The sequence below is a fragment of the Bacillus sp. FSL H8-0516 genome, assembly GCF_038635285.1.
GTDB classification, from domain to species: Bacteria; Bacillota; Bacilli; order Bacillales; family Bacillaceae; genus Bacillus; species Bacillus safensis.
Genome location: NZ_CP152051.1, coordinates 416,530 through 436,311, shown reverse-complemented (window position 1 = coordinate 436,311; position 19,782 = coordinate 416,530). Strand labels below are relative to the sequence as shown.

Annotated in this window: 17 protein-coding genes; 4 read left to right on the top strand and 13 right to left on the bottom strand. The window is 41.2% G+C overall.

Features of this window, described 5'->3' with window-relative positions; all coding sequences use genetic code 11:
* Positions 1-32: 32 nt before the first annotated feature.
* The 10 genes from MHB67_RS02085 to MHB67_RS02040 form a co-directional block, all read right to left on the bottom strand.
* The gene (locus tag MHB67_RS02085) at positions 33-1,460 is read right to left on the bottom strand and encodes a HAMP domain-containing sensor histidine kinase (protein ID WP_283859847.1); all 1,428 of its coding nucleotides are present in this window, start codon (positions 1,458-1,460) and stop codon (positions 33-35) included.
* Positions 1,450-2,142, bottom strand: a complete 693-nt coding sequence (locus tag MHB67_RS02080; protein WP_024425529.1) for a response regulator transcription factor — start codon at positions 2,140-2,142, stop codon at positions 1,450-1,452. The genes MHB67_RS02085 and MHB67_RS02080 overlap by 11 nt, the downstream gene beginning before the upstream one ends.
* A 312-nt stretch (positions 2,143-2,454) precedes the next feature.
* Complete coding sequence (locus MHB67_RS02075; protein WP_283859845.1) at positions 2,455-3,789, bottom strand: MmgE/PrpD family protein; 1,335 nt, start codon at positions 3,787-3,789, stop codon at positions 2,455-2,457.
* Entirely contained in the window at positions 3,780-4,937 is a 1,158-nt protein-coding gene (locus MHB67_RS02070; RefSeq protein ID WP_283859843.1) for an amidohydrolase, read from the bottom strand. Before MHB67_RS02070 ends, MHB67_RS02075 begins: the two co-directional genes overlap by 10 nt.
* A gap of 34 nt (positions 4,938-4,971) precedes the next feature.
* On the bottom strand, positions 4,972-5,718 hold the full coding sequence (locus tag MHB67_RS02065; protein WP_024425526.1) for an amino acid ABC transporter ATP-binding protein: 747 nt from the start codon (positions 5,716-5,718) through the stop codon (positions 4,972-4,974).
* 12 nt (positions 5,719-5,730) lie between these two features.
* A complete protein-coding gene (locus tag MHB67_RS02060) occupies positions 5,731-6,405 on the bottom strand; it encodes an amino acid ABC transporter permease (RefSeq protein WP_024425525.1) in 675 nt (224 codons plus the stop codon).
* Positions 6,406-6,429: 24 nt separating this feature from the next.
* Positions 6,430-7,224 carry an amino acid ABC transporter substrate-binding protein gene (locus MHB67_RS02055; RefSeq protein WP_073203792.1) on the bottom strand — a complete coding sequence of 265 codons (795 nt, stop codon included), beginning with the start codon at positions 7,222-7,224 and terminating at the stop codon, positions 6,430-6,432.
* A 21-nt stretch (positions 7,225-7,245) separates the two neighbouring features.
* Positions 7,246-7,749 carry a GNAT family N-acetyltransferase gene (locus tag MHB67_RS02050; RefSeq protein ID WP_024425523.1) on the bottom strand — a complete coding sequence of 168 codons (504 nt, stop codon included), beginning with the start codon at positions 7,747-7,749 and terminating at the stop codon, positions 7,246-7,248.
* Positions 7,750-7,766: 17 nt separating this feature from the next.
* The gene (locus MHB67_RS02045) at positions 7,767-9,092 is read right to left on the bottom strand and encodes an LLM class flavin-dependent oxidoreductase (RefSeq protein ID WP_073203789.1); all 1,326 of its coding nucleotides are present in this window, start codon (positions 9,090-9,092) and stop codon (positions 7,767-7,769) included.
* Between the two features lie 198 nt (positions 9,093-9,290).
* Entirely contained in the window at positions 9,291-11,078 is a 1,788-nt protein-coding gene (locus MHB67_RS02040; RefSeq protein WP_103132453.1) for a right-handed parallel beta-helix repeat-containing protein, read from the bottom strand.
* A gap of 262 nt (positions 11,079-11,340) precedes the next feature.
* On the opposite strand from MHB67_RS02040, the gene MHB67_RS02035 reads away from it, so the two are divergent.
* The gene (locus tag MHB67_RS02035) at positions 11,341-12,834 is read left to right on the top strand and encodes a peptide MFS transporter (protein ID WP_024425520.1); all 1,494 of its coding nucleotides are present in this window, start codon (positions 11,341-11,343) and stop codon (positions 12,832-12,834) included.
* 67 nt (positions 12,835-12,901) lie between these two features.
* Here MHB67_RS02035 and uxaC read toward each other — a convergent pair whose 3' ends face one another.
* The 3 genes from uxaC to MHB67_RS02020 form a co-directional block, all read right to left on the bottom strand.
* Positions 12,902-14,338 carry a glucuronate isomerase gene (gene uxaC, locus MHB67_RS02030; RefSeq protein WP_103132454.1) on the bottom strand — a complete coding sequence of 479 codons (1,437 nt, stop codon included), beginning with the start codon at positions 14,336-14,338 and terminating at the stop codon, positions 12,902-12,904.
* 108 nt (positions 14,339-14,446) lie between these two features.
* Positions 14,447-15,544: a Gfo/Idh/MocA family oxidoreductase gene (locus tag MHB67_RS02025; RefSeq protein ID WP_073203784.1), complete on the bottom strand. Its 1,098-nt coding sequence runs from the start codon at positions 15,542-15,544 to the stop codon at positions 14,447-14,449.
* A gap of 58 nt (positions 15,545-15,602) precedes the next feature.
* A complete protein-coding gene (locus MHB67_RS02020; protein WP_073203781.1) occupies positions 15,603-16,769 on the bottom strand; it encodes a Gfo/Idh/MocA family oxidoreductase in 1,167 nt (388 codons plus the stop codon).
* Between the two features lie 350 nt (positions 16,770-17,119).
* Between MHB67_RS02020 and MHB67_RS02015 the strand changes: the two genes are divergently transcribed.
* The 3 genes from MHB67_RS02015 to MHB67_RS02005 are packed head-to-tail and all read left to right on the top strand — an operon-like array spanning position 17,120 to position 19,761.
* On the top strand, positions 17,120-17,797 hold the full coding sequence (locus MHB67_RS02015) for a GntR family transcriptional regulator (protein ID WP_073203778.1): 678 nt from the start codon (positions 17,120-17,122) through the stop codon (positions 17,795-17,797).
* An 18-nt stretch (positions 17,798-17,815) separates the two neighbouring features.
* Positions 17,816-18,913: a mannonate dehydratase gene (gene uxuA / locus MHB67_RS02010; RefSeq protein ID WP_198457093.1), complete on the top strand. Its 1,098-nt coding sequence runs from the start codon at positions 17,816-17,818 to the stop codon at positions 18,911-18,913.
* Positions 18,907-19,761, top strand: coding sequence for an SDR family oxidoreductase (locus tag MHB67_RS02005; protein WP_342492753.1), 855 nt, complete (start codon positions 18,907-18,909; stop codon positions 19,759-19,761). Before uxuA ends, MHB67_RS02005 begins: the two co-directional genes overlap by 7 nt.
* The last annotated feature ends 21 nt before the right edge of the window (positions 19,762-19,782 follow it).

Below are 19,782 nucleotides of genomic sequence, written 5' to 3'. Positions count from 1 at the left end.
ATTCACCAAAAAGGGCTAAAATGAACTTCATTTTAGCCCTTTTCTTCTGGAAACGGCAGTCGTATGGTAAATGTCGTTCCATTGTTTTTTTCACTTTTCATATCAATATGCCCTTCATGCAGGTCCACAAGCTGCTTCACGATAGACAAGCCCAATCCGTATTCTCCATACGGTGTATTCGTTCTTGAGATATCCGCTTTATAAAAACGTTCCCATATGTGTTTGATTTCGTCTGGCGCAATGCCAATGCCTGTGTCTTCCACTTCGATGATCGTCTCTTGATTTTCTTGTTTTCCTCTTAAGTAAATACGGCCGTCTTCTGTGAATTGAATCGCATTCTTTGTGATATTGACAAGTATTTGAATGAGCCTGTCATAATCTGCATAAACCTTTAGCTCGGGATCAACGTCCACGATCAGCTGATTGTTTTTCTCTTCAGCGATTCGGCTCAGCTGCTCTTTCATCACTTCAAATGTGTCAATGAGTGGATAGTGAAATTTCTGAAGGGTAATTTGATTCGATCTAATTTTCTCATAATCCATATTTTCATTGACGAGGCGCAGCATACGTTTTGTCTCATCAGTGATTAAGGCATAGCATTTCTCTTTCTCTTCTGCTGACACATCCGCAGTGTTCAGCCATTCTACCAGTCCTCGAATGGTGGTCAGCGGTGTTTTCAATTCGTGAGACACATCTGCGATGAATTGACGTCTGCGCTTTTCGAGCCGGTCAATTTCCTCTCTTGATTGCTGAAGACGCTTGGCCATCATATTAAAATCCTCACCAAGTGTGCCAATTTCATCAAGGTGTTTGTTTTCAAGCTTGATGTTGTAATCACCTTGCGCAATCTTTTCAGTCGCCTCTCTCAGCTTTTTGATGCGGTTCACATGAAATTTAGACAGGAACAGGCTGAGAATAAAGGTGATCGTCAGCGCCACAAATACGATGATATACAGATAACGATTCATTTGGGCGATGAGCTGTTCAGCGCCTTGAATCGGGGCAATAAGGACAACTCCGCCCTTTAGCTTTCCATCCTCCATGACAGGGAGCGCCACAAGTGATGCCTCTTGATCAAGGCGGCGTGAATCACTTCGTTTCACAATGATTTGCTCTCCTTTTGAGAGTTTGGCCCATAAATCCTTTGTCAGTAATACTTCATGCGGCGGCATCTCTTGCTGCTGAGACAGAATATCTCCTTTTTCATCAAACACGAAAAAACGAATTTGCCTTGTCGAAAGAATATCTTCAAATGGACGCAGACGAAAGGTCATCTCGCTTTTAGGGAGTCGTTTATAATCTTGCAAGATTTCATTCCCATAGGAGCTCATTTCATTCACTCTGTTTTGATAGGCAATATCTTTCACAAAATGAGATAAAAGGGTGCTGATAATGACAATGGCAATGAGCAATAACCCAAGGTGGCTGATCAGCAGCTGATAAAAATATTTAATCTTCATCGAACTTATACCCTACGCCCCATACTGTATACAAAAAGGGCTTAGGCCCGTCCCCAATTTTTTGACGCAGCCGTTTAATATGAACATCTACCGTTCGTTCATCTCCATAAAATTGGTATCCCCAAATTTGCTCAAGCAATTGTTCTCGTGAAAATACTTGCCGAGGATGCTGAATAAAAAAGCACAGCAGATCGTATTCTTTCGGTGTGAGGTTCTCTATTCGCTCTCCATCCAGGAAAACTTCTCTCGTTTTTTTATCCAACTGAAAATGTGCTGTCTCCAGCCGTTCGCCCTCATTTACCTTTTCTTGAGTGGTTGTATGAGCAAAGCGTCGTTTCACCGCTTTAATTCTTGCCATCAAGGTTAGTGGACTAAAGGGCTTGGTCACATAATCATCTGCCCCAAGATCAAAACCAAGCACCTGATCAGATTCGGTTTCCTTGGCTGTCAGCATGATAATCGGAATGTCACTGATCTGGCGCACTTTTTGGCAAATGGTCAGACCATCCATCGAAGGAAGCATGACATCTAAAATGAGCAGATCCCAATCCTCCTCTTGCTTAAAGCGATTCAATCCTTCTAATCCATCATGAACGAATTCCGCTTGAAATCCCTCTCGTTGAAAAAACATATCCGTCATTGTACAAACGCTCTGATTATCTTCAATCATTAATATTTTCATGATCAGCCTCCGCTGCTACCATTGTTTTTCTTTATGTAGCTTTATTTTACATGTTCCCTTTCAAATCTCAATTGGATTCCACTGTTTTTATGAACTTATCATCGTTTGGTCATCTTTTATTCATACTTTTTGAAAGAACTAATACTGCGGTGAATCACATGAGGTTTTTTTATGATGGCATTGCAGAAGATGGTCAAGATGTTAGTTGAAATAGGACAGCGTCATTTACATATATTTAGAGAAAGAACTTCCTGACAGTTATATGATAGATCTATTTAAAAAAGCTCATCACTATATCGATGAGCTTTTTTATCATGCCAGCCACTTCAAATAAGCAGTGTTGTTTTCCTCTTCAACTGCCTGTAAAATCTGCTGTGCCTGTGATGCGCTTGTGACGCTGCTTAACTTTTGTATGATGTCTTCTTTCGATAACGCACAGCCTGGTGCTCCCTGAGGAATATCAACCCGCTTGCTCATGGTGGTGCCGTCAGATAAGGTGAGCTTCACAATCGTAAAGCGTCCTTTTGGAACAGCATCGGGATGGGGTTCTATCGTTTGATCATATCCTCTGCTTACCCGCTTCATCCATGTCCGCATGTCTGATGGAATGGGTTTTTTCGTAAAGGCATCCAGTGTAAGCGTCTGTCCAAACACTGCAAGTGCGATGACGTATTCAACACTGAATCGTCCTCCTTCCCCGGTTAAAGGTGTCCGCTCAATAAGCGCTGCATCTCCGCCTGGCGGGAATATGACATCGACCTGTTTTACCTGCTCCGGCAAGAAAGACCGCTCTTTTATTAAGGATTGTATCGCATCTGCTGCATGGTGGGCTGCTGAGCAGAACGGATATACTTTGAACCACAGCCCCGGCGAAACGATACGCCATGTAGAACCATAGCCCTCTAGCAAACGGCTTTTCGCAAGTTCCAGATCTCCATAGAGTGAAAAGAAACCAAGCGCGCCATCAAGAACCGAGTCATTCCCGCCAAAACCTGAACAAGCTAAATCCATAGACCAAACGGCTGTTTTAGCAGCTAAGCCGGCTTGTAATGGTTTCATATCAGAGCCAAACTGCTTTCGCATTCCGGCTGATTGCGCTCCGGCAAAGCCGATTGCTTTCGTCAGTTCTTCCTTGGAGACTTTTTTCAAATAGCCAATCGCACACACTGCCGCAATGGCTCCGAGTGTTCCTGTATTATGCCAGCCCCGCTCATAATGCGCCTTGCCGATGGATTCGCCAAGTCTTGCCATCACTTCAACACCTGTGATGTAGGCAGCTAAAAACCGCTCGCCATACCCTTTGCCTTCTGTCAGCTGTGATAGCAGCGCTGGAATGATGACCGCGCTCGGATGTCCTCTCACATCTGAGTGCACATCATCATAATCAAGGGCATGGATGAGGTAGCCGTTCAGCATTGCTGCAGATTGGCGGCTCACCTTCTTTCCTCGTCCAATGACAGGAATCTGAGCGGCTCCGCCTTCCTGTTCAACAAGCTGCATCAGCTGCTGAAGCCCTTCATCCTCTTTCGCAGCAAACGCTGATGCCGCAGCGTCTAACAGGCCATTTCTAGCCATTTGAATGGCCCGCTCATCCTGCAGCGGATCAGCAGAAAGCACTACTTCTGCCAGTTGTTTTGTTAATTCCATGATCGAGACTCCAATGCCCGAACAGCAAGCTCAGCAAAGAAGGCAGCGGAAACTGGAAGTGCGTCTTCATTTAATGTAAACGCAGGGTGATGCCACTCCTTCGTACCACTAGTCCCCATCCATACAAAAAAGCCTGGAATGCGTTCTTGATAAAGAGCAAAATCTTCTCCGCCCGGTGACTGCTCTGCCTGCACGACATGTAAGTCAAGTGAGCCAGCCGTTTCTTCTACTACCTTTGTCAGACGCTCATCATTCATGACAGATGGCAAATAAGGATGCCATCTTACTTCAGTCTCTGCTCCAAATCCTTCTGCAATCCCGCTGACGATTTGTTTCATAAGCTCTGGAATCATCGCTCTTACTTCAGGCTCAAATGTCCGAACAGTTCCTTCCATCTCAACACGGTCGGGAATCACATTCCATGACGTACCGCCTTGAATGCGTGTGATACTGACAACCGCATGATGCAAGGAGCTGATGCGGCGGCTGACGATTTGCTGAAGGGCGCTTGTGATCTGCCCGCTGATGGCTATGGGGTCTACCGTGTGATTTGGAATACCGGCGTGGCCACCCGTTCCTTTAATATCGATTTCAAACCGGTCCACACTCGCCATCAATGCTTTTTCTCTAATGCCAATCGTGCCAACTGGCAGGTCAGGCTTGTTGTGCATACCGAAAATCGCATCGACTCCATCTAAAACGCCTGCCTCTATGACGTGTTTCGCCCCTTGAGCAACTTCCTCAGCCGGCTGGAACAAAATACGGACCGTTCCTTTGATCTCGTGTTTCCGCTCTTTTAATAAAAGAGCCGCGCCAAAAATAGAAGCTGTATGGAAATCATGACCGCATGCATGCATTTTACCCGGTACCTTTGAAGAAAATGGTTCGCCAGATGCTTCTTCAATCGGAAGTGCATCAATATCGGCTCTCAAAGCAATTGTCGGCCCCTCTTGTTCTCCTTTGATTTCACAGACAATGCCTGTTTGAAGGGCTGGGATATCAAGTACAGTGATCCCTTCCTCTTCTAACCAGCGGCGCAGTTTCTTTGTCGTTTCATATTCTTCAAACGCCAGCTCTGGATGCTCATGAAGCGCTCGGCGAATGTTGATCAAACGTTTGTTTAAAGCTTCATTTCCTATTGGTTTCACTAGACACTCACCTCTCTAAAGAATAAAAAGCAGCTTATGCTTCTTCAGCCGCTGCTTCTTTTTGGATAAATCGTTTCGTTCGTTCATTCTTTGTTTCATCAAATAGCTCAGTTGGCGTCCCCTGCTCGATAATATGACCATCCGCCATGAAAATCACATGGTCTGCCACTTCTCTTGCAAACGCCATTTCATGTGTGACGATGATCATCGTTGTTTCTTGAATCGCAATGGATTTAATGACTTGAAGCACACCTGAGACAAGCTCTGGATCAAGCGCTGACGTTGGTTCATCCAGCAAAATCGCATGTGGATCAACCGCTAACGCGCGGGCAATCCCAATCCGCTGCTGCTGTCCGCCAGATAACGTGACTGGATAGCTGTCAGCCTTTTGCTCTAACCCTACCTGCTTCAGCAGTTTCATACCGATTTCATCCGCCTGCTGCTTCGTCATTTTTTTCGTCACAAGCAGTGATTCTGTTATGTTTTGCAGTGCTGTCTTGTTTTTAAATAAATTATAGTTTTGAAACACCATGGCCGTTTGTTGACGCAGGTGATGGGCTTCTTTACGTGAATATTTGGACGCATCGAGCTTCGCATCGCCAATTTCAATCGTGCCTTCATCAGGTGTTTCTAATAAATTTAAACAGCGCAGCAAGGTGGATTTACCGGAGCCAGAAGGTCCGATAATGGCCACAACCTGCCCTTTTTTCACGTCGAGATTAATTCCGTCTAAGACGACAAGGTCGCCGAATGATTTCTTCAAATTGGTGAGCTTGATCATGTCCACACCTCCTTAATTCCGGTAAGGTTTGCTGATTTTTCGTTCAAATAGGTCCTGCAGGAAACTATAAATGATCGTCAGCACCCAATACACAATCCCTACGGCTAAATAGGTTTCAAAGTATTTATAGTTCGCCGATGCAATCATCTTCCCTTGTGCAAACATTTCTGCCACACCAATCGTAAAGGCAAGAGATGTTTCTTTTAAAAGACCGATAAAGGTATTCCCTGTCGCTGGAATTGCATTTCTGACGGCCTGCGGGAAAATAATTCTAACGTAAGACTGCCATCTTGTCATACCGACAGATAAGCATGCCTCAAGCTGCCCTTCATCCACTGAGTTCAGAGCCGCTCTGAAAATTTCTGCTAAGTATGCTGAGTTCTTAATACTTAATCCGATAATGACCGCTGTTAAAGCATCCATTGAGGTCATCGCAGGGAATAGCTGCGGGAGACCAAAATAAATGAGAAAGAGCTGAACCAAGGTTGGAACCGCTCTGAAGAAAGAAATATACAGCTTGGCAAATTGGTATAAAACAGGTATCCGGTTTTTCGTAATGAGAGCGAATACCACACCAATGATAATGGCAAATACCATGGAGACAATCGCCATGAAGATCGTTATCGGCAAGTATTGAAGCAATGTCGGAAACACCGTCACCATATACTGCCAATCAATTTTGTTCATGTCTGCTCTTCACCGCCGCTGTCGTTATTTTTTAATTGGCACTGTCACATCGTCTTTGAAATATTTCTCAGACAATTTCTTAAGTGTCCCGTCTTCTCTTAATTCTTTGATGGCTTTGTTAAATTCTTCTCTTAGTTTGTCATGCTTTTTATCTTTCGCAAATGGATAGCCTACTTCTTCATACACAATTGGGTTGCCTACGATTTTCAGCGGCAGACCTGTTTTTTCAATTTGAGCAAGTAATACACTGCGTCCGTTGACATAAGCATCTACGCGGCCATTTGCCACTTCATTTAATACGCCGTCTTGCGTTTCATATGTTTTAATCTTAATTTTCTTGTCAGGGTCTTTGCTCTCTAAGTTTTTAGCATGGTTAGAGCCAAGAACCGCCGCCACTGTTTTTCCTTTTAAATCGTCAAGACCTTTGATGTGGTTGTTGTCTTTTTTCACGATGATTTGTGTTCCTGCGTAAGCGTACGTATCTGTAAAGTTAAATGTTTGTTTACGCTCGTCTGTAACGGCAACTTGGTTTGACACTGTATCGAGCTTACCAGATGTCAGCTGTCCCATTAGTCCGCTGAATTCGCTCAGCTGCCAGTCTAGTTTGTAGCCTAGCTTTTTCGCAATGGCTTCTGTTACTTCAACATCGAATCCGACAAGCTTGCCATTGTCTTTATAAGCAAATGGATAGCTTTGTCCTGTAGCGCCTACTTTTAACACTTTTTCGTCTTTGCCTTCACTCTGATTGTTGCCGCCGCAAGCTGCTAAAACTGCCAGCATTGCTGCAAATAGAACGACTAGCCACTTTTTGTTTTTCATGTTTGTAAACCCTTCTTCCTCTTATGGTTGTGTGATATCTGATCTTAATTGTTTTTTGAAATAAACCGTGATATGACCTTTGCCTAAATCCTTTTCACCTGCTCTGACATAGCCTTTACGCTCATACATCTCTATGAGCCATGGATGCTTATCAGCTGTACCGAGCGACACGTACGGCACCTTCAGTGTATCCCTTAGCACTTCGGTTTCAACCCATTCCAGCAAGGCTGAGCCTGTGCCTTTTTTGGCGGCTGGTTCTGAGGCAAACCACCAGATATGAGGGACGCCGAACGGTCCTGGCTGCTCTCCCCAAGGCATACGGAGTGATAAGGTGGATAGAAGCTCTCCGTTTTCTTCCATCACATAGCAAAGATTCTTTTGTACATTATTCTGAACGAGAGCGAAATCAGCATGTGCTGCTTGGAACTGGATGCCTAGCTCACGAATTGGCTCGTAGGCTCTTGTTGTCAGTTCAAGCAGCGCCTCTATATCTGCCTCTGTTGCCAGACGAAACGTGTATCCCAACGTTAGTCACCTCACCCTTATGTCGTGTAGCGATTTTTTGGCTCTGTTAATCCGAGATTTTCTCGCAAGGTTTGTCCTGTGTAATCGGTTTTGAATAAGCCTCGTTCCTGAAGGATTGGGACGACGCGGTCTACGAACACATCCAGCCCTTCTGGCAAGAGCGGCGGCATGACATTAAAGCCGTCTGCTGCTTCTTCAACCAGCCATGTTTCCATCACGTCTGCCAGCTGCTGCGGCGTTCCAATGAAAATATTATGACCGCGTGAGCCGGCAACTGATTGATAGAGCTGGCGAATGGTCAGATTATCCTTTCTCGCCATATTCATCACGAGATCAAAACGGCTTTTCACCGCATTTGACGTGCTCGGATCAATCTCTGGAAGCGGTCCGTCTAAAGGATACTGAGACAGATCAATCCCGCCTAAGTAATTTTGCAGAATGCTCAGTCCAATCTCAGGAACAATCAGCTCCTGTAATTCTTCATATTTCGCTTGGGCTTCTTCCTCTGTATCAGCAATGATCGGGAAGATACCCGGCATGATGCTGACGTCCTCTCTAGCACGGCCAGCAGCTTCTACTTTCCCCTTCAAGCTTTGATAAAATTCCTTCGCTTTATCGAGATCGTTTTGTGCAGTGAAAATGAGCTCTGCTGTTTTTGCTGCAAGCTTTTGGCCATCTTCAGAAGATCCTGCTTGAATGATCACGGGCTGCCCTTGCGGCGTCCGTGATACGTTGAGAGGACCTCTTACTGAGAAGAACTCACCTTTATGCTGGAGCTCATGAAGCTTACTAGATTCGAAGAATTCTCCCGTTTCCTTGTTTCTGACAAGGGCGTCTTCTTCCCAAGAATCCCAGAGACCTTTGACGACTTCGACGAACTCTTCTGCCCGCTCATATCGTTTATGGTGTGCTAAATGCTCTTCTCCGCTAAAATTTTTCGCTGTTTCTTCAATAGAAGATGTGACCACATTCCATGCCGCTCTTCCGCCTGATAAATGATCAAGGGAGGCAAACTGCCTTGCAATATGGAAAGGCTCACTGTATGTAGTGGAAGCTGTTGCTGCTAAACCAATGGTTGAAGTAGACTCAGCAATGGATGAAAGCAGCGTGAGCGGTTCAAATCTCGTTAATACGTTCGGATGAGAGGTTTGATTAATGGATAAACTGTCGGCTAAAAAGAGCAAATCCAGCTTTCCTTCCTCTGCCTTTTTCGCTAATTGTTTAAAATAATCTAGGTTCATGGCTGCATCTGGTACTGCATTCGGATGTCTCCAAGAGGCAACGTGATGTCCAGTTCCTGCGATGAATACGCCTAACTTGAGCTTCCTTTTCGGCTGTGACACTTGTTCTTCATCCTTTCTATATCCTAAATGTATCAAACCGAAGTCCTTAGAAGATACATTTTTCTGATTGAATTAATCGGTTTTATTAATAAAAAAAGGGCAAATGTTGCGAAAAATGAAAAATAATTATTACTATATGCCCTTTTTACAGGATTGTCAACCGCCTTCTGAACCTCCAAAATAAGGGATTTCAAACGCTCATGACGGTGTATCAATCTCAATATTTCCGATGAGCCGGTCTGTGGTATGTGTCACCAATTGACTGCGTTCCAGCATGTTGTGAGCGATGACAGAATGAGTGGAATTTGCGGTGCGGACAGCAATCGCTTTTTGAGGAGATAGATTGATGATGTTATTGCGCAGCACACGGGCTGAGGCGGCCTGGTCAATAAAGATCGCCGTCGGCTGTCCGATCGATCGATTTAAATAGAAACGGTTATCTCCAATTTGTGGTGAACCATTTTTAATATACATCACCACATATAAGGATGTTTCTTCAAAGGAATTATCTTTAATTTCCAATGCCCCCGTCGTGCTGCTGTATACAGCGTAGTTTTGATAGTGCTTAAAGCGATTCTGCCAGATGAAAGCCTTTGCATTTCCAGTGACACTGATCGTATACGAAGAATCTAGCTCCGGGTGTCCTTCTTGAATAAAGTGGTTGCCGTTGAGCCCAGCTTCCCCTTCCTGCACCCAGATTCCTCTGCTGAATTCTTTGAATTGATTGTGCTGGATGAGAATATTCGTTCCTCTCACCACGGCCGCATCGATAACAGAGTAGACCGTATTGTTTGAAAAGACGACACTATCCGATTGATAGATACGCAACGAGGCGCTTCTTTTTCCGGTATTCGTTCCTGATTCAATATGGTTTCCTTCTATTAGAATACGATTCGCCATATAAACGGACACAGCCGCATCTTCAAAAAGACTAATCTTATTGCCTGTAATGTGAACACTGTCTCCTCTCACATCAATTCCTTTTTCAAACCCCTCAATCATATTGCCAATAATCATCACATTGTTTTCCGTTTGGCCAAGTGAGACGCCTAAACTCGTAATCCCTGCTTTTGTCACACCTCCTCCCACTGCACGAATCATATTGTTGGCAATGATCGTTTCGGTGGAGAAGCCATAGGAGATACTGCTATCTGTATGATTGCCTTCAATGATCACACCATAACCGTTAAAGTTATAGATGGAGCTTGCAGCACCTCCTCTGACGATGTTGTTGCGAATCTGAATATTCAAAGGCTCCTCCATATTAACGGCATTTTCTCCATAGCCTTCAATATCAATGCCCATTCTTGGCTCGACCCCATTTACTCCTGCTCTTTCCAAGAGACAGTCCTCCACAATAACCCCATCACAGCCTGTAATCGAAATATTGTTGCGTCTCGAATCTGTGATGGTGCAGCCAGAAATTTCAATAGATGCAGCAGGCGAGTATGGTTCCCCCTCTGTCAACAAACCGTGGGGACTGACAATGATGCCGTCTCCCGTACAATTTTTTATTTGGACATGATTGACCTCTACATGGGAGGCACCTTCAATACATATCCCAAAGCCCCATTCATGGGTTCTTCGTTCAGCGGGGAGCGGCTTGTATACATGCTCATGTCGATCCCCTTCAATACGCCCGCCTCGAATGGTTACATGCTCAACCTTTCCTATATAAAAAGCTGCATACCCCCATGAATCATTTGGTTTCACCTTTATTACAGCGTCTGACGCCATCTCAATGCATATATGACTTGGCACCCGTATACCTGCACCTCGGAAAGGAAAAAATGGATCACCTCTGTACACCGCATCGATTAAATACGTGCCGCTCGGCAGCCAGATATGGGAATACCCCTGTGCTTTTGTCCACTCTAAACATTCATTGAGCTTAGCTGTGCAATCCGTTTTCCCATCAGCAATTACGCCAAAATCTAGTACATTGACAACTGGTTTTTTCAGATCAGCTTCATTCAATTCCCCCAACCTAATCACTCCTTTTCACACATGTTCTCTCGTCATCCTATGCATGTGGTAAAGGTTTGCTTGTACATTGCTTCAAATTTTAAATAAATTCTTTTGAAATAACTTTCCGATAATTTTCACTTCAATGAATTTTTCATTTTTTTGAGTCTTTACGCCTATTGAACTAACATTTTCCTGTTTTAGAATAGTTTTATATTGACACAAGAACTATACAAGAATATCATTTTTCTCATATCTCTTTTTTTAAGAAAGGATCTATGCCATGTCTACAATTGACCACGATAAAATTGTTAAAAGTGTTCCTCAAAAAGGGTTTTTTGGACATCCTAAAGGACTTTACACACTGTTTTTCACTGAATTTTGGGAGCGTTTCTCCTATTATGGCATGCGTGCACTGCTTATTTATTATATGTACACAGAGGTGACAAAAGGCGGTCTAGGCTTTGACCAGACGACAGCCAATTCGATCATGTCTGTCTACGGTGCGCTTGTCTATATGTCAGGAGTGATTGGCGGATGGCTCGCCGACCGGGTATTTGGTTCGTCCAGTACGGTGTTTTATGGCGGAGTTTTCATTATGCTTGGCCACGTGATTTTGGCTTTGCCAAGTGGAGCAACAGCGCTCTTTATTAGTATGGGACTGATTATTATTGGGACAGGTCTTCTTAAGCCAAACGTTTCAAACATTGTTGGCGACCTGTATACAAAAACAGATCCACGTAGGGACTCTGGATTTAGTATTTTCTACATGGGGATCAACATGGGTGGCTTTATCTCCCCATTAATTGTCGGAACACTCGGTCAAAAAGTGAATTTCCACCTCGGGTTCTCACTCGCTGCCGTCGGGATGCTTGTTGGACTCATTACATTTGTGGTCACAAAAAAACCGAACCTTGGTCTTGCCGGCACGTATGTGACAAATCCATTATCAGCTGCCGAACGTAAGAACTTCAAAATTTACGGATCATTGGTTGTGATTTTGCTCGCAGTTTTTGCTGTCATTGGCATTCAAACAGGCGCACTCACAATTAATCTATTCACTTGGTTTGTTAGTGCCCTTGGTGTACTCATTCCGATTGTTTATTTCATTGTCATGTATTTCAGTAAAAAGACGAGCGCAGTGGAGCAATCCAGGGTTCTCGCTTATATTCCATTGTTCCTTGCTGCCGTGATGTTCTGGGCGATTCAAGAGCAGGGCTCAAACATTTTAGCAACATATGCAGATCAACGAACAAACTTGAATTTCCTTGGGATGACACTAGCGTCTTCATGGTTCCAATCATTGAACCCAATCTTTATTGTGCTGCTGTCTCCAGTGTTTGCTTGGTTATGGGTCAGACTTGGGAAGAAACAGCCGTCTACCCCGATTAAATTCTCACTCGGTCTTCTGTTTGCAGGGTTATCCTTCATCATCATGATCATTCCTGCATACATGTCCGGTCCGAACACACTTGTGAGCCCATTATGGCTCGTTCTGAGCTTCTTCCTCGTCGTGATCGGAGAGCTCTGCTTATCACCAGTTGGACTGTCAGCGACAACAAAGCTGGCCCCTGCTGCCTTCTCAGCGCAAACGATGAGCCTTTGGTTCCTTTCAAATGCAATGGCACAGGCGATCAATGCGCAAGTAGTCAAACTGTTTGATAAAGTGCCGGAAACCGTCTATTTCGGTATCATCGGATTGCTGGCCATCGTTTTATGCGTTGTGATGCTATTACTGACACCAGTGATTAAGAAAGCGATGAAAGGCGTTCATTAATAAAAAACTGGGCATGAGTACATCATGTCCAGTTTTTTACTTTAATTATAATCATTATCTTACTGCATTATTCATTCATTTTCATTGGTACTGTCTCATTTATTTCAATATTAAAATAATTCACGGCATTGTGATAACAAATATCTTTGACTATTTTTCCTATAAATTCGTAATCCCTTGGAAGCTCACCATTTTCTATCCAAGTCCCAAATAAATCACATAAGATTCTTCTGAAATATTCATGGCGAGGGAACGATAAAAAGCTTCTGGAGTCTGTAAGCATCCCTACGAAAGTGCTAAGCAAACCTATATTAGATAATGTTTTCATTTGATCTAGCATGCCGTCTTTTTGATCATTAAACCACCACCCAGACCCAAATTGAATTTTTGCTCTGGCATCAGAAGACTGAAAATTCCCTATAGTAGAGGCCACAATCGCATTATGAGCGGGATTTAAATTATAGATGATGGTTTTAGGTAAAAGGTTATCTTTGTCTAATTCATTCAAAAAACCATTTAAATGTCTTGCTAGGTGGAAGTCAGACATAGAGTCGTACCCACTATCTTTCCCCGTTAACTTGAACATTCGTGTGTTATTATTCCTTAAAGCACCTATGTGTAATTGCATGGTCCAATGAAGAGAATGATATTTTTTACTCAGGTGAAGAAGAGTGTTTGTTTTAAATTTATTGATATCCTCTAGGGATAGTGTTTTTCCTTGCAGAGCACGTACAAATATAGAAGACACTTCTTGTTCAGTAGCTGGTGAAAATGGAAATATTTCAAAACCATGATCAGAAATTCTGCATCCATTCGCGTGAAAATAATCAATTCGTGAATGTAATGAAGCGATAAAGTTTTCATATGTTAAAACAGCGCCGTTGATTGAATCACCTAATTTTTCTATATAGTTTACAAAATTTGATTGTTCAATATTTAAAGCATGATCCGGTCTAAATGTAGGTAGGACCCTAGTTTTAATTCCTACATCTTTACGTATGATTTGATGAATTTCTAAAGTATCGATTGGATCATCAGTCGTACACACAACTTTTACATTAAATTTTTCTAAAATTCCATTTGTGGACATGTTACTTTCATTTAATCTCTCATTACAAATATCCCAAACTTGATGTGCATTTTTTTCTGAGAACAACTCATTTATATTGAAATAACGACTTAATTCTAAATGTGACCAATGATAAAGAGGGTTTCCTATTGTATATGGAACCGTTTGCGCCCAAGCTAAGAATTTTTCCTTGTCACTTGCATTCCCCGTGATCAATCTTTCTTCTACGCCTAACCATCGCATCGCCCTCCATTTATAGTGATCTCCATTAAGCCAAATATCAGTCATATTTTCATATTTTTTGTTAGCAGCAATGTCATCAGCCATTAAATGCGTATGAAAATCATAGATTGGCATATTTTTCGCGTAATCATGATAAAGAACTTTTGAACTTTCATGATTAAGCATCATATCTTCGCTTAGGAATGTAGACAATATCGTCACCTCTATACATTTTATCGTTTCTTTATCCTTCAAACTTAGTTTAGAAAATCTCAATTAAATGAAATAAGGTGTTATTAACAAAAATAACACCTCACTTTTTTAGATCTTACTTAATTCAAACTCCGTATTTACGTAGATTGCGTCTCGTTGTGCAATTAAGCAAAGTTCTGCGGCTTTAAAAGTATGTTCTTGAGTCATAGCATTTTCAGTACCGTTTAAACAATCTAAAATAAGTTCACCAAAGTAAGGGAATCCTACTTCTCCATTTACAGAAAAATGCTGCTCTGTCTGTTGATTTACTAAGTATAAATGGTCTCCTGTTTTATCCCTTGCGATGTCTACGTATTTGCGAATTTCAATATACCCATCTGTTCCAAGAATGAATGTGCGCCCATCCCCCCAAGTGCTAAGGCCATCAGGAGTCAGCCAGTCTACTCTAAAGTAGTTTGTAGCCCCATTATCAGCAATCAAAGTAGCATCACCAAAGTCTTCTAATTCTGGATATTGATGATGCTTATAATTGCCCACTTTACTATGTACAACTTTTGCATCTTTTGCGCCAGAATAGAAAAGGAATTGTTCAATTTGGTGACTGCCAATATCACATAGAATACCTCCATAATATTCCTTTTCAAAAAACCAGCTTGGTCTACTTTCCACATTACTACGATGTGGGCCAGTTCCAAGAACTTGTACCACTTTTCCAATGGCTCCTTGTTCAATCAATTGACCAGCAAATACGGCACTCTCCACGTGCAAACGTTCACTATAATAAACAGCCCATTTAAGTCCCGTTTCAGCTGTTTTTTTACGAGCAAGCTCCAATTGTTCTAACGTTGTAAAAGGTGATTTATCCGTAAAGTAATGCTTACCATGATCTAAAACACGCAGCCCTAAATCACAGCGTTTAGATGTAATGGCTGCGCCTGCCACGAGCCTGACATCTGGATCTTCGAGGATTTCTTTCTCACTTTTGGCTGCCTGTACCTCCGGATAAGCTTTACAAAATTCTTGTACTTTTTTCTGATCATGATCATAAACCCATTTTAATGTAGCCCCAGCCTCAGTTAATCCATTGCACATTGCATAGATGTGTCCATGATCAAGACCTATTGCCGCCATGACGAATTGTCCTTCTGTAACAACAGGGGCACTTTTTCCCTTAGGAGCATAATTCATTCCATCACTTTTCTGCATGATTGTTCCTCCTCTAGCTAGCTTCCAGTTTATTTTTAATAATTTAATAACGTTAGACTCATAGTTTCTCGTAATTTCCTCCAACGGTTATCGTATCGTCTGAAAAATTTTCTACACTGCTTTGTTTTTCATAAAAATGCTTAACGTTCGCGAGCATTCCTTCACGTGTATAAAAAGGATCGTCTGCTGAAAGAGGAAGCTTCACATGAACACCTTGGTTTGCAGATTTATAGATGGCTGTAATAAGTTCTAGTGTTTTTCTTCCTTCTGTTCCATCAATTAAAAGCTTCTGGTTACCCTTGATAGCCATTAAAAAATTATTTATTTGTCCTTTATGCCCTTCAAATAGTAATTCCGGATATTGATGAAAAGCTTCCTGAATACGATTTTCTAAATCCTCATCATTTTTCTCTTGAGGAAACCCATTTTCTTTAGCTATTTGAGCATTTACTTTCCATGGGACAGATACTCTAGCTTTTTCACCTTGAAAAATCAATTGTTGTTCTTCTCCATGATGAACAACAGAACTGGTTACTTGTGCTAAGCTGCCATTTCCATATCGAAGTACAGCAATAGAAAGGTCTTCAACCTCTGCATTATCATGCAAGGTATTACTAGTTGCTGCAAAAATGTCAACCGGCAATCCTAACATCCATTGCAACATATCAATATGATGGACAGCATGATTAAGTGTACAACCTCCACCTTCTTTTTCCCATGTACCGCGCCACCATAAATCATAATAACTATGACCACGCCACCAAAAAGAATCAACTTGAGTATGAGCGATTTTTCCAATTAGGTTTTGATCAAGGACATGTTTTAATCTCATAATGGGCGTCATAAACCTGTTTTGAGCAACAACGGATAAAAGCTTCTGGCTTTCAATAGATGCTTTTATCATTTCGTCACATTCTTTTAGAGAAGAAGCCATAGGTTTTTCTACTAAAACATGTTTGCCTGCTTTAAGAAAATCGATGGCAATGGTTGCGTGCATATAAGGAGGTGTACAAATGGAAACGGCATCAATCGTAGGATCATTCAATAATTCTTGGTAGTTAGCGACAACTCGTGCTTCCAGGTTATATTTTGTTGCTGCAGACATTGCTTTTTCAGGATAAATATCAGCTAAAGCTACAATTTTACTGATTTCAGGCATTGCAAGATAAGCCTCGATATGGGCAGTTGCAATAGATCCAGTTCCTATAATGGCGATGTTGGACATATCAATCTTTCCCTTCTGCAATAAGATAAATTTTCACTTCTAATAATGAGATAGCGCTTTCAAAAAACTGAATGATTCACCTAGCTGATAGATCAGAGTACCGTTCGTTTTATTAATATTCTAGTTATACTAGTATGGTAGCTCAAAAAACATTATAACTTAATCTTTTTGAATTTTGTATAGTTTTTTGAATTTTCTTTTTAAGATCCTACACTTTTATGATTGATTATGGCTTACATAGTGGAATCATCAAGAGATGCTCACAGTGAAAGTATTCAGAAAAATGAAATTAATGTCTACCATTCTAATCTACTTGTATGGTAGTATGTTAGAGAAAGGAGATTAGAATAATGAATATTGATTTTAAAAACCAAAACCTCTCTACGAGGGAACAAGTTTACAATATGCTAAAAGATCAAATATTAAGCCTGAAGCTTCCACCTGGGACAAATATTTCTGAAAAAGAAATATCCGTTCAATTTAATGTTAGTCGAACTCCTGTAAGAGAAAGCTTTTTAAAATTATCTCAAGAAGGATTATTAAGTATCTATCCTCAACGAGGTACTTTTGTTTCTTTAATTGATTTGAACCTTGTGGAGGAAGCACGGTTTATGCGAGAACATCTCGAGAAGGCAGTGATTAGACTAGCCTGTCAGGAATTTTCTGAAGAGCTGATTAATGATTTAGATATGAATTTAAGTATGCAAAAAATTTGCGTTAAGAAAAAAGACTATAAAAAAATGTTTGAATTAGATGAGGAGTTTCATAGAACGATTTTCAAACGGTGTAAAAAAGAAAAAACATGGTTAGTTATTCAACAGATGAATGTACACTTTAATAGGAGCCGCATGTTAAGGCTAGTAACAGATTACAATTGGGATAATATTCTTTCTCAACATGTAAATATCTTCAAAGCTATACAAGATCAAGATGCTGATAAAGCTGAAAAAATCATGGAAGAGCATTTGAAAATTGCACTTGTTGATAAAGAATTATTGAAGAAAGAATATCCAAATTATTTTAAATAACATTAGGGGTGATGATAGATGAGGATGACATTCAGATGGTTTGGAGAAGGAAACGATACGATCACACTGGAACAAATAAAGCAGATTCCAGGAGTGGAAGGAATTGTTTGGGCACTGCATGATGTGCCCGTAGGAGAAGAGTGGCCAATAGAAAGAATGTTAGAAATGAAAAAATTAGCTGATAAACATAACCTTCATATTGAAGTAGTTGAAAGCGTGAATGTTCATGAAGACATTAAGCTCGGACTTCCAACTAGAGATCGATACATAGAAAATTATAAGAAAACAATTCAGAAGCTAGCAAAGGTGGGTGTTAAAGTCATATGTTATAACTTTATGCCTGTCTTTGATTGGATCCGTACAGACTTAAATAAAACACTTTCTGATGGATCTACAGCTCTATTTTATGAACATAGTCGAATTAAAGATATTGATCCGAAAGAATTAGTAAATAAAATTAGTGAGAACTCCAGTTTAACCATGCCAGGTTGGGAACCAGAGCGGTTAAATCACCTCCACCACCTTTTTGAAGCCTACAAAAATATAACAGAAGATGATTTATGGGCCAACTTGAAATATTTTTTAGATCAGATTATTCCAATTGCAGAACTTCATGATATTAAGATGGCTATTCATCCTGACGATCCACCTTGGCCTGTCTTTGGTCTACCGCGAATAGTAACTAACCAAAAAAACATCAGAAAAATTTTACAACTAAATAGCAGCCCATATCATTGTATAACGCTCTGTACAGGATCTTTAGGAGCAAATTTAGAAAATGATTTAGTCTCTATGATTCACGAATTTATTGATAGAATACCATTTACTCATATAAGAAATGTACGTGTATATGATAACGGGGACTTTGTTGAAACATCGCATCGATCAAAAGATGGATCAGTAGACGTTTCAGCCATTATACACGCTTATTATGAAAGCGGATTCAAAGGTTATTGCAGACCCGATCATGGAAGACACATTTGGGATGAACAATGTAGGCCTGGATATGGTCTTTATGATAGAGCACTTGGAATTATGTATTTGTGGGGAGCTTGGGATGCTTTAAAAAATAAACAGTCTGTACGAAAAGAAGCAAAGGAGGAAGCTACATGGTAAACATACAAGAAAATAAAAATTTAGCTGGTAAAGTAGCTGTCATCACAGGAGGAAGTGGCGTACTTTGCAGCGCCATGGCAAAGGAACTTGCTAGACATGGCGTGTCTGTGGCTATTTTAAATAGAACAGGCGAAAAGGGCGAAAAGGTAGCCGAAGAAATTAACCTTATGGGCGGGAAAGCGATTGCGATTAAATGTGATGTTCTGAATAAAGATAGTGTGGAACAAGCCGAGAAGATTGTAACAGAGGAATTAGGCAATTGTACAATATTGATAAATGGAGCTGGTGGTAACCACTCCAGTGCAAATACAACCAACGAAATATTTCAAACAGAAGATCTTACTAATCCTAAGGTAAATACTTTTTTTCATTTAAGTACAGATAGTGTACAAAATGTATTTGATTTAAATTTTATGGGGACGTTCATTCCTACACAAATTTTCACTAAACATATGGTTCATCAAAAGGGAGCAGTTGTCATCAACATGTCATCTATGAGTGCCCCTTCTCCTATGACCAAAGTGCCTGCTTATAGCGCAGCAAAAGCAGCAATTGAAAATTTCACCAAATGGTTAGCTGTTCATATGGCTGAGGCAGGAATTAGAGTAAATGCTATTGCACCGGGCTTCTTTTTAACCTCACAAAATAAAAACCTTCTCCTAAATGAAGATGGAGATTATACAGAGAGGTCTCATAAGATTATTTCGAACACACCAATGAGAAGGTTTGGTACGCCAGAAGATCTTCTTGGTACCCTATTATGGCTTGTTGATGATCATATGTCAGCATTTGTTACCGGCGTGACAATTCCTGTTGATGGAGGTTTTATGGCGTATTCAGGTGTTTAATATTTTTATTTTTTTCCTTGT

Excerpts from the sequence above, each read along its gene's own strand:
- MHB67_RS02085 (WP_283859847.1), bottom strand. The coding sequence starts at position 1,460 with ATGAAGATTAAATATTTTTATCAGCTGCTGATCAGCCACCTTGGGTTA.
- MHB67_RS02080 (WP_024425529.1), bottom strand. The coding sequence starts at position 2,142 with ATGAAAATATTAATGATTGAAGATAATCAGAGCGTTTGTACAATGACG.
- MHB67_RS02075 (WP_283859845.1), bottom strand. The coding sequence starts at position 3,789 with ATGGAATTAACAAAACAACTGGCAGAAGTAGTGCTTTCTGCTGATCCG.
- MHB67_RS02065 (WP_024425526.1), bottom strand. The coding sequence starts at position 5,718 with ATGATCAAGCTCACCAATTTGAAGAAATCATTCGGCGACCTTGTCGTC.
- MHB67_RS02060 (WP_024425525.1), bottom strand. The coding sequence starts at position 6,405 with ATGAACAAAATTGATTGGCAGTATATGGTGACGGTGTTTCCGACATTG.
- MHB67_RS02055 (WP_073203792.1), bottom strand. The coding sequence starts at position 7,224 with ATGAAAAACAAAAAGTGGCTAGTCGTTCTATTTGCAGCAATGCTGGCA.
- MHB67_RS02035 (WP_024425520.1), top strand. The coding sequence starts at position 11,341 with ATGTCTACAATTGACCACGATAAAATTGTTAAAAGTGTTCCTCAAAAA.
- MHB67_RS02025 (WP_073203784.1), bottom strand. The coding sequence starts at position 15,544 with ATGCAGAAAAGTGATGGAATGAATTATGCTCCTAAGGGAAAAAGTGCC.
- MHB67_RS02020 (WP_073203781.1), bottom strand. The coding sequence starts at position 16,769 with ATGTCCAACATCGCCATTATAGGAACTGGATCTATTGCAACTGCCCAT.
- MHB67_RS02015 (WP_073203778.1), top strand. The coding sequence starts at position 17,120 with ATGAATATTGATTTTAAAAACCAAAACCTCTCTACGAGGGAACAAGTT.
- uxuA (WP_198457093.1), top strand. The coding sequence starts at position 17,816 with ATGAGGATGACATTCAGATGGTTTGGAGAAGGAAACGATACGATCACA.
- MHB67_RS02005 (WP_342492753.1), top strand. The coding sequence starts at position 18,907 with ATGGTAAACATACAAGAAAATAAAAATTTAGCTGGTAAAGTAGCTGTC.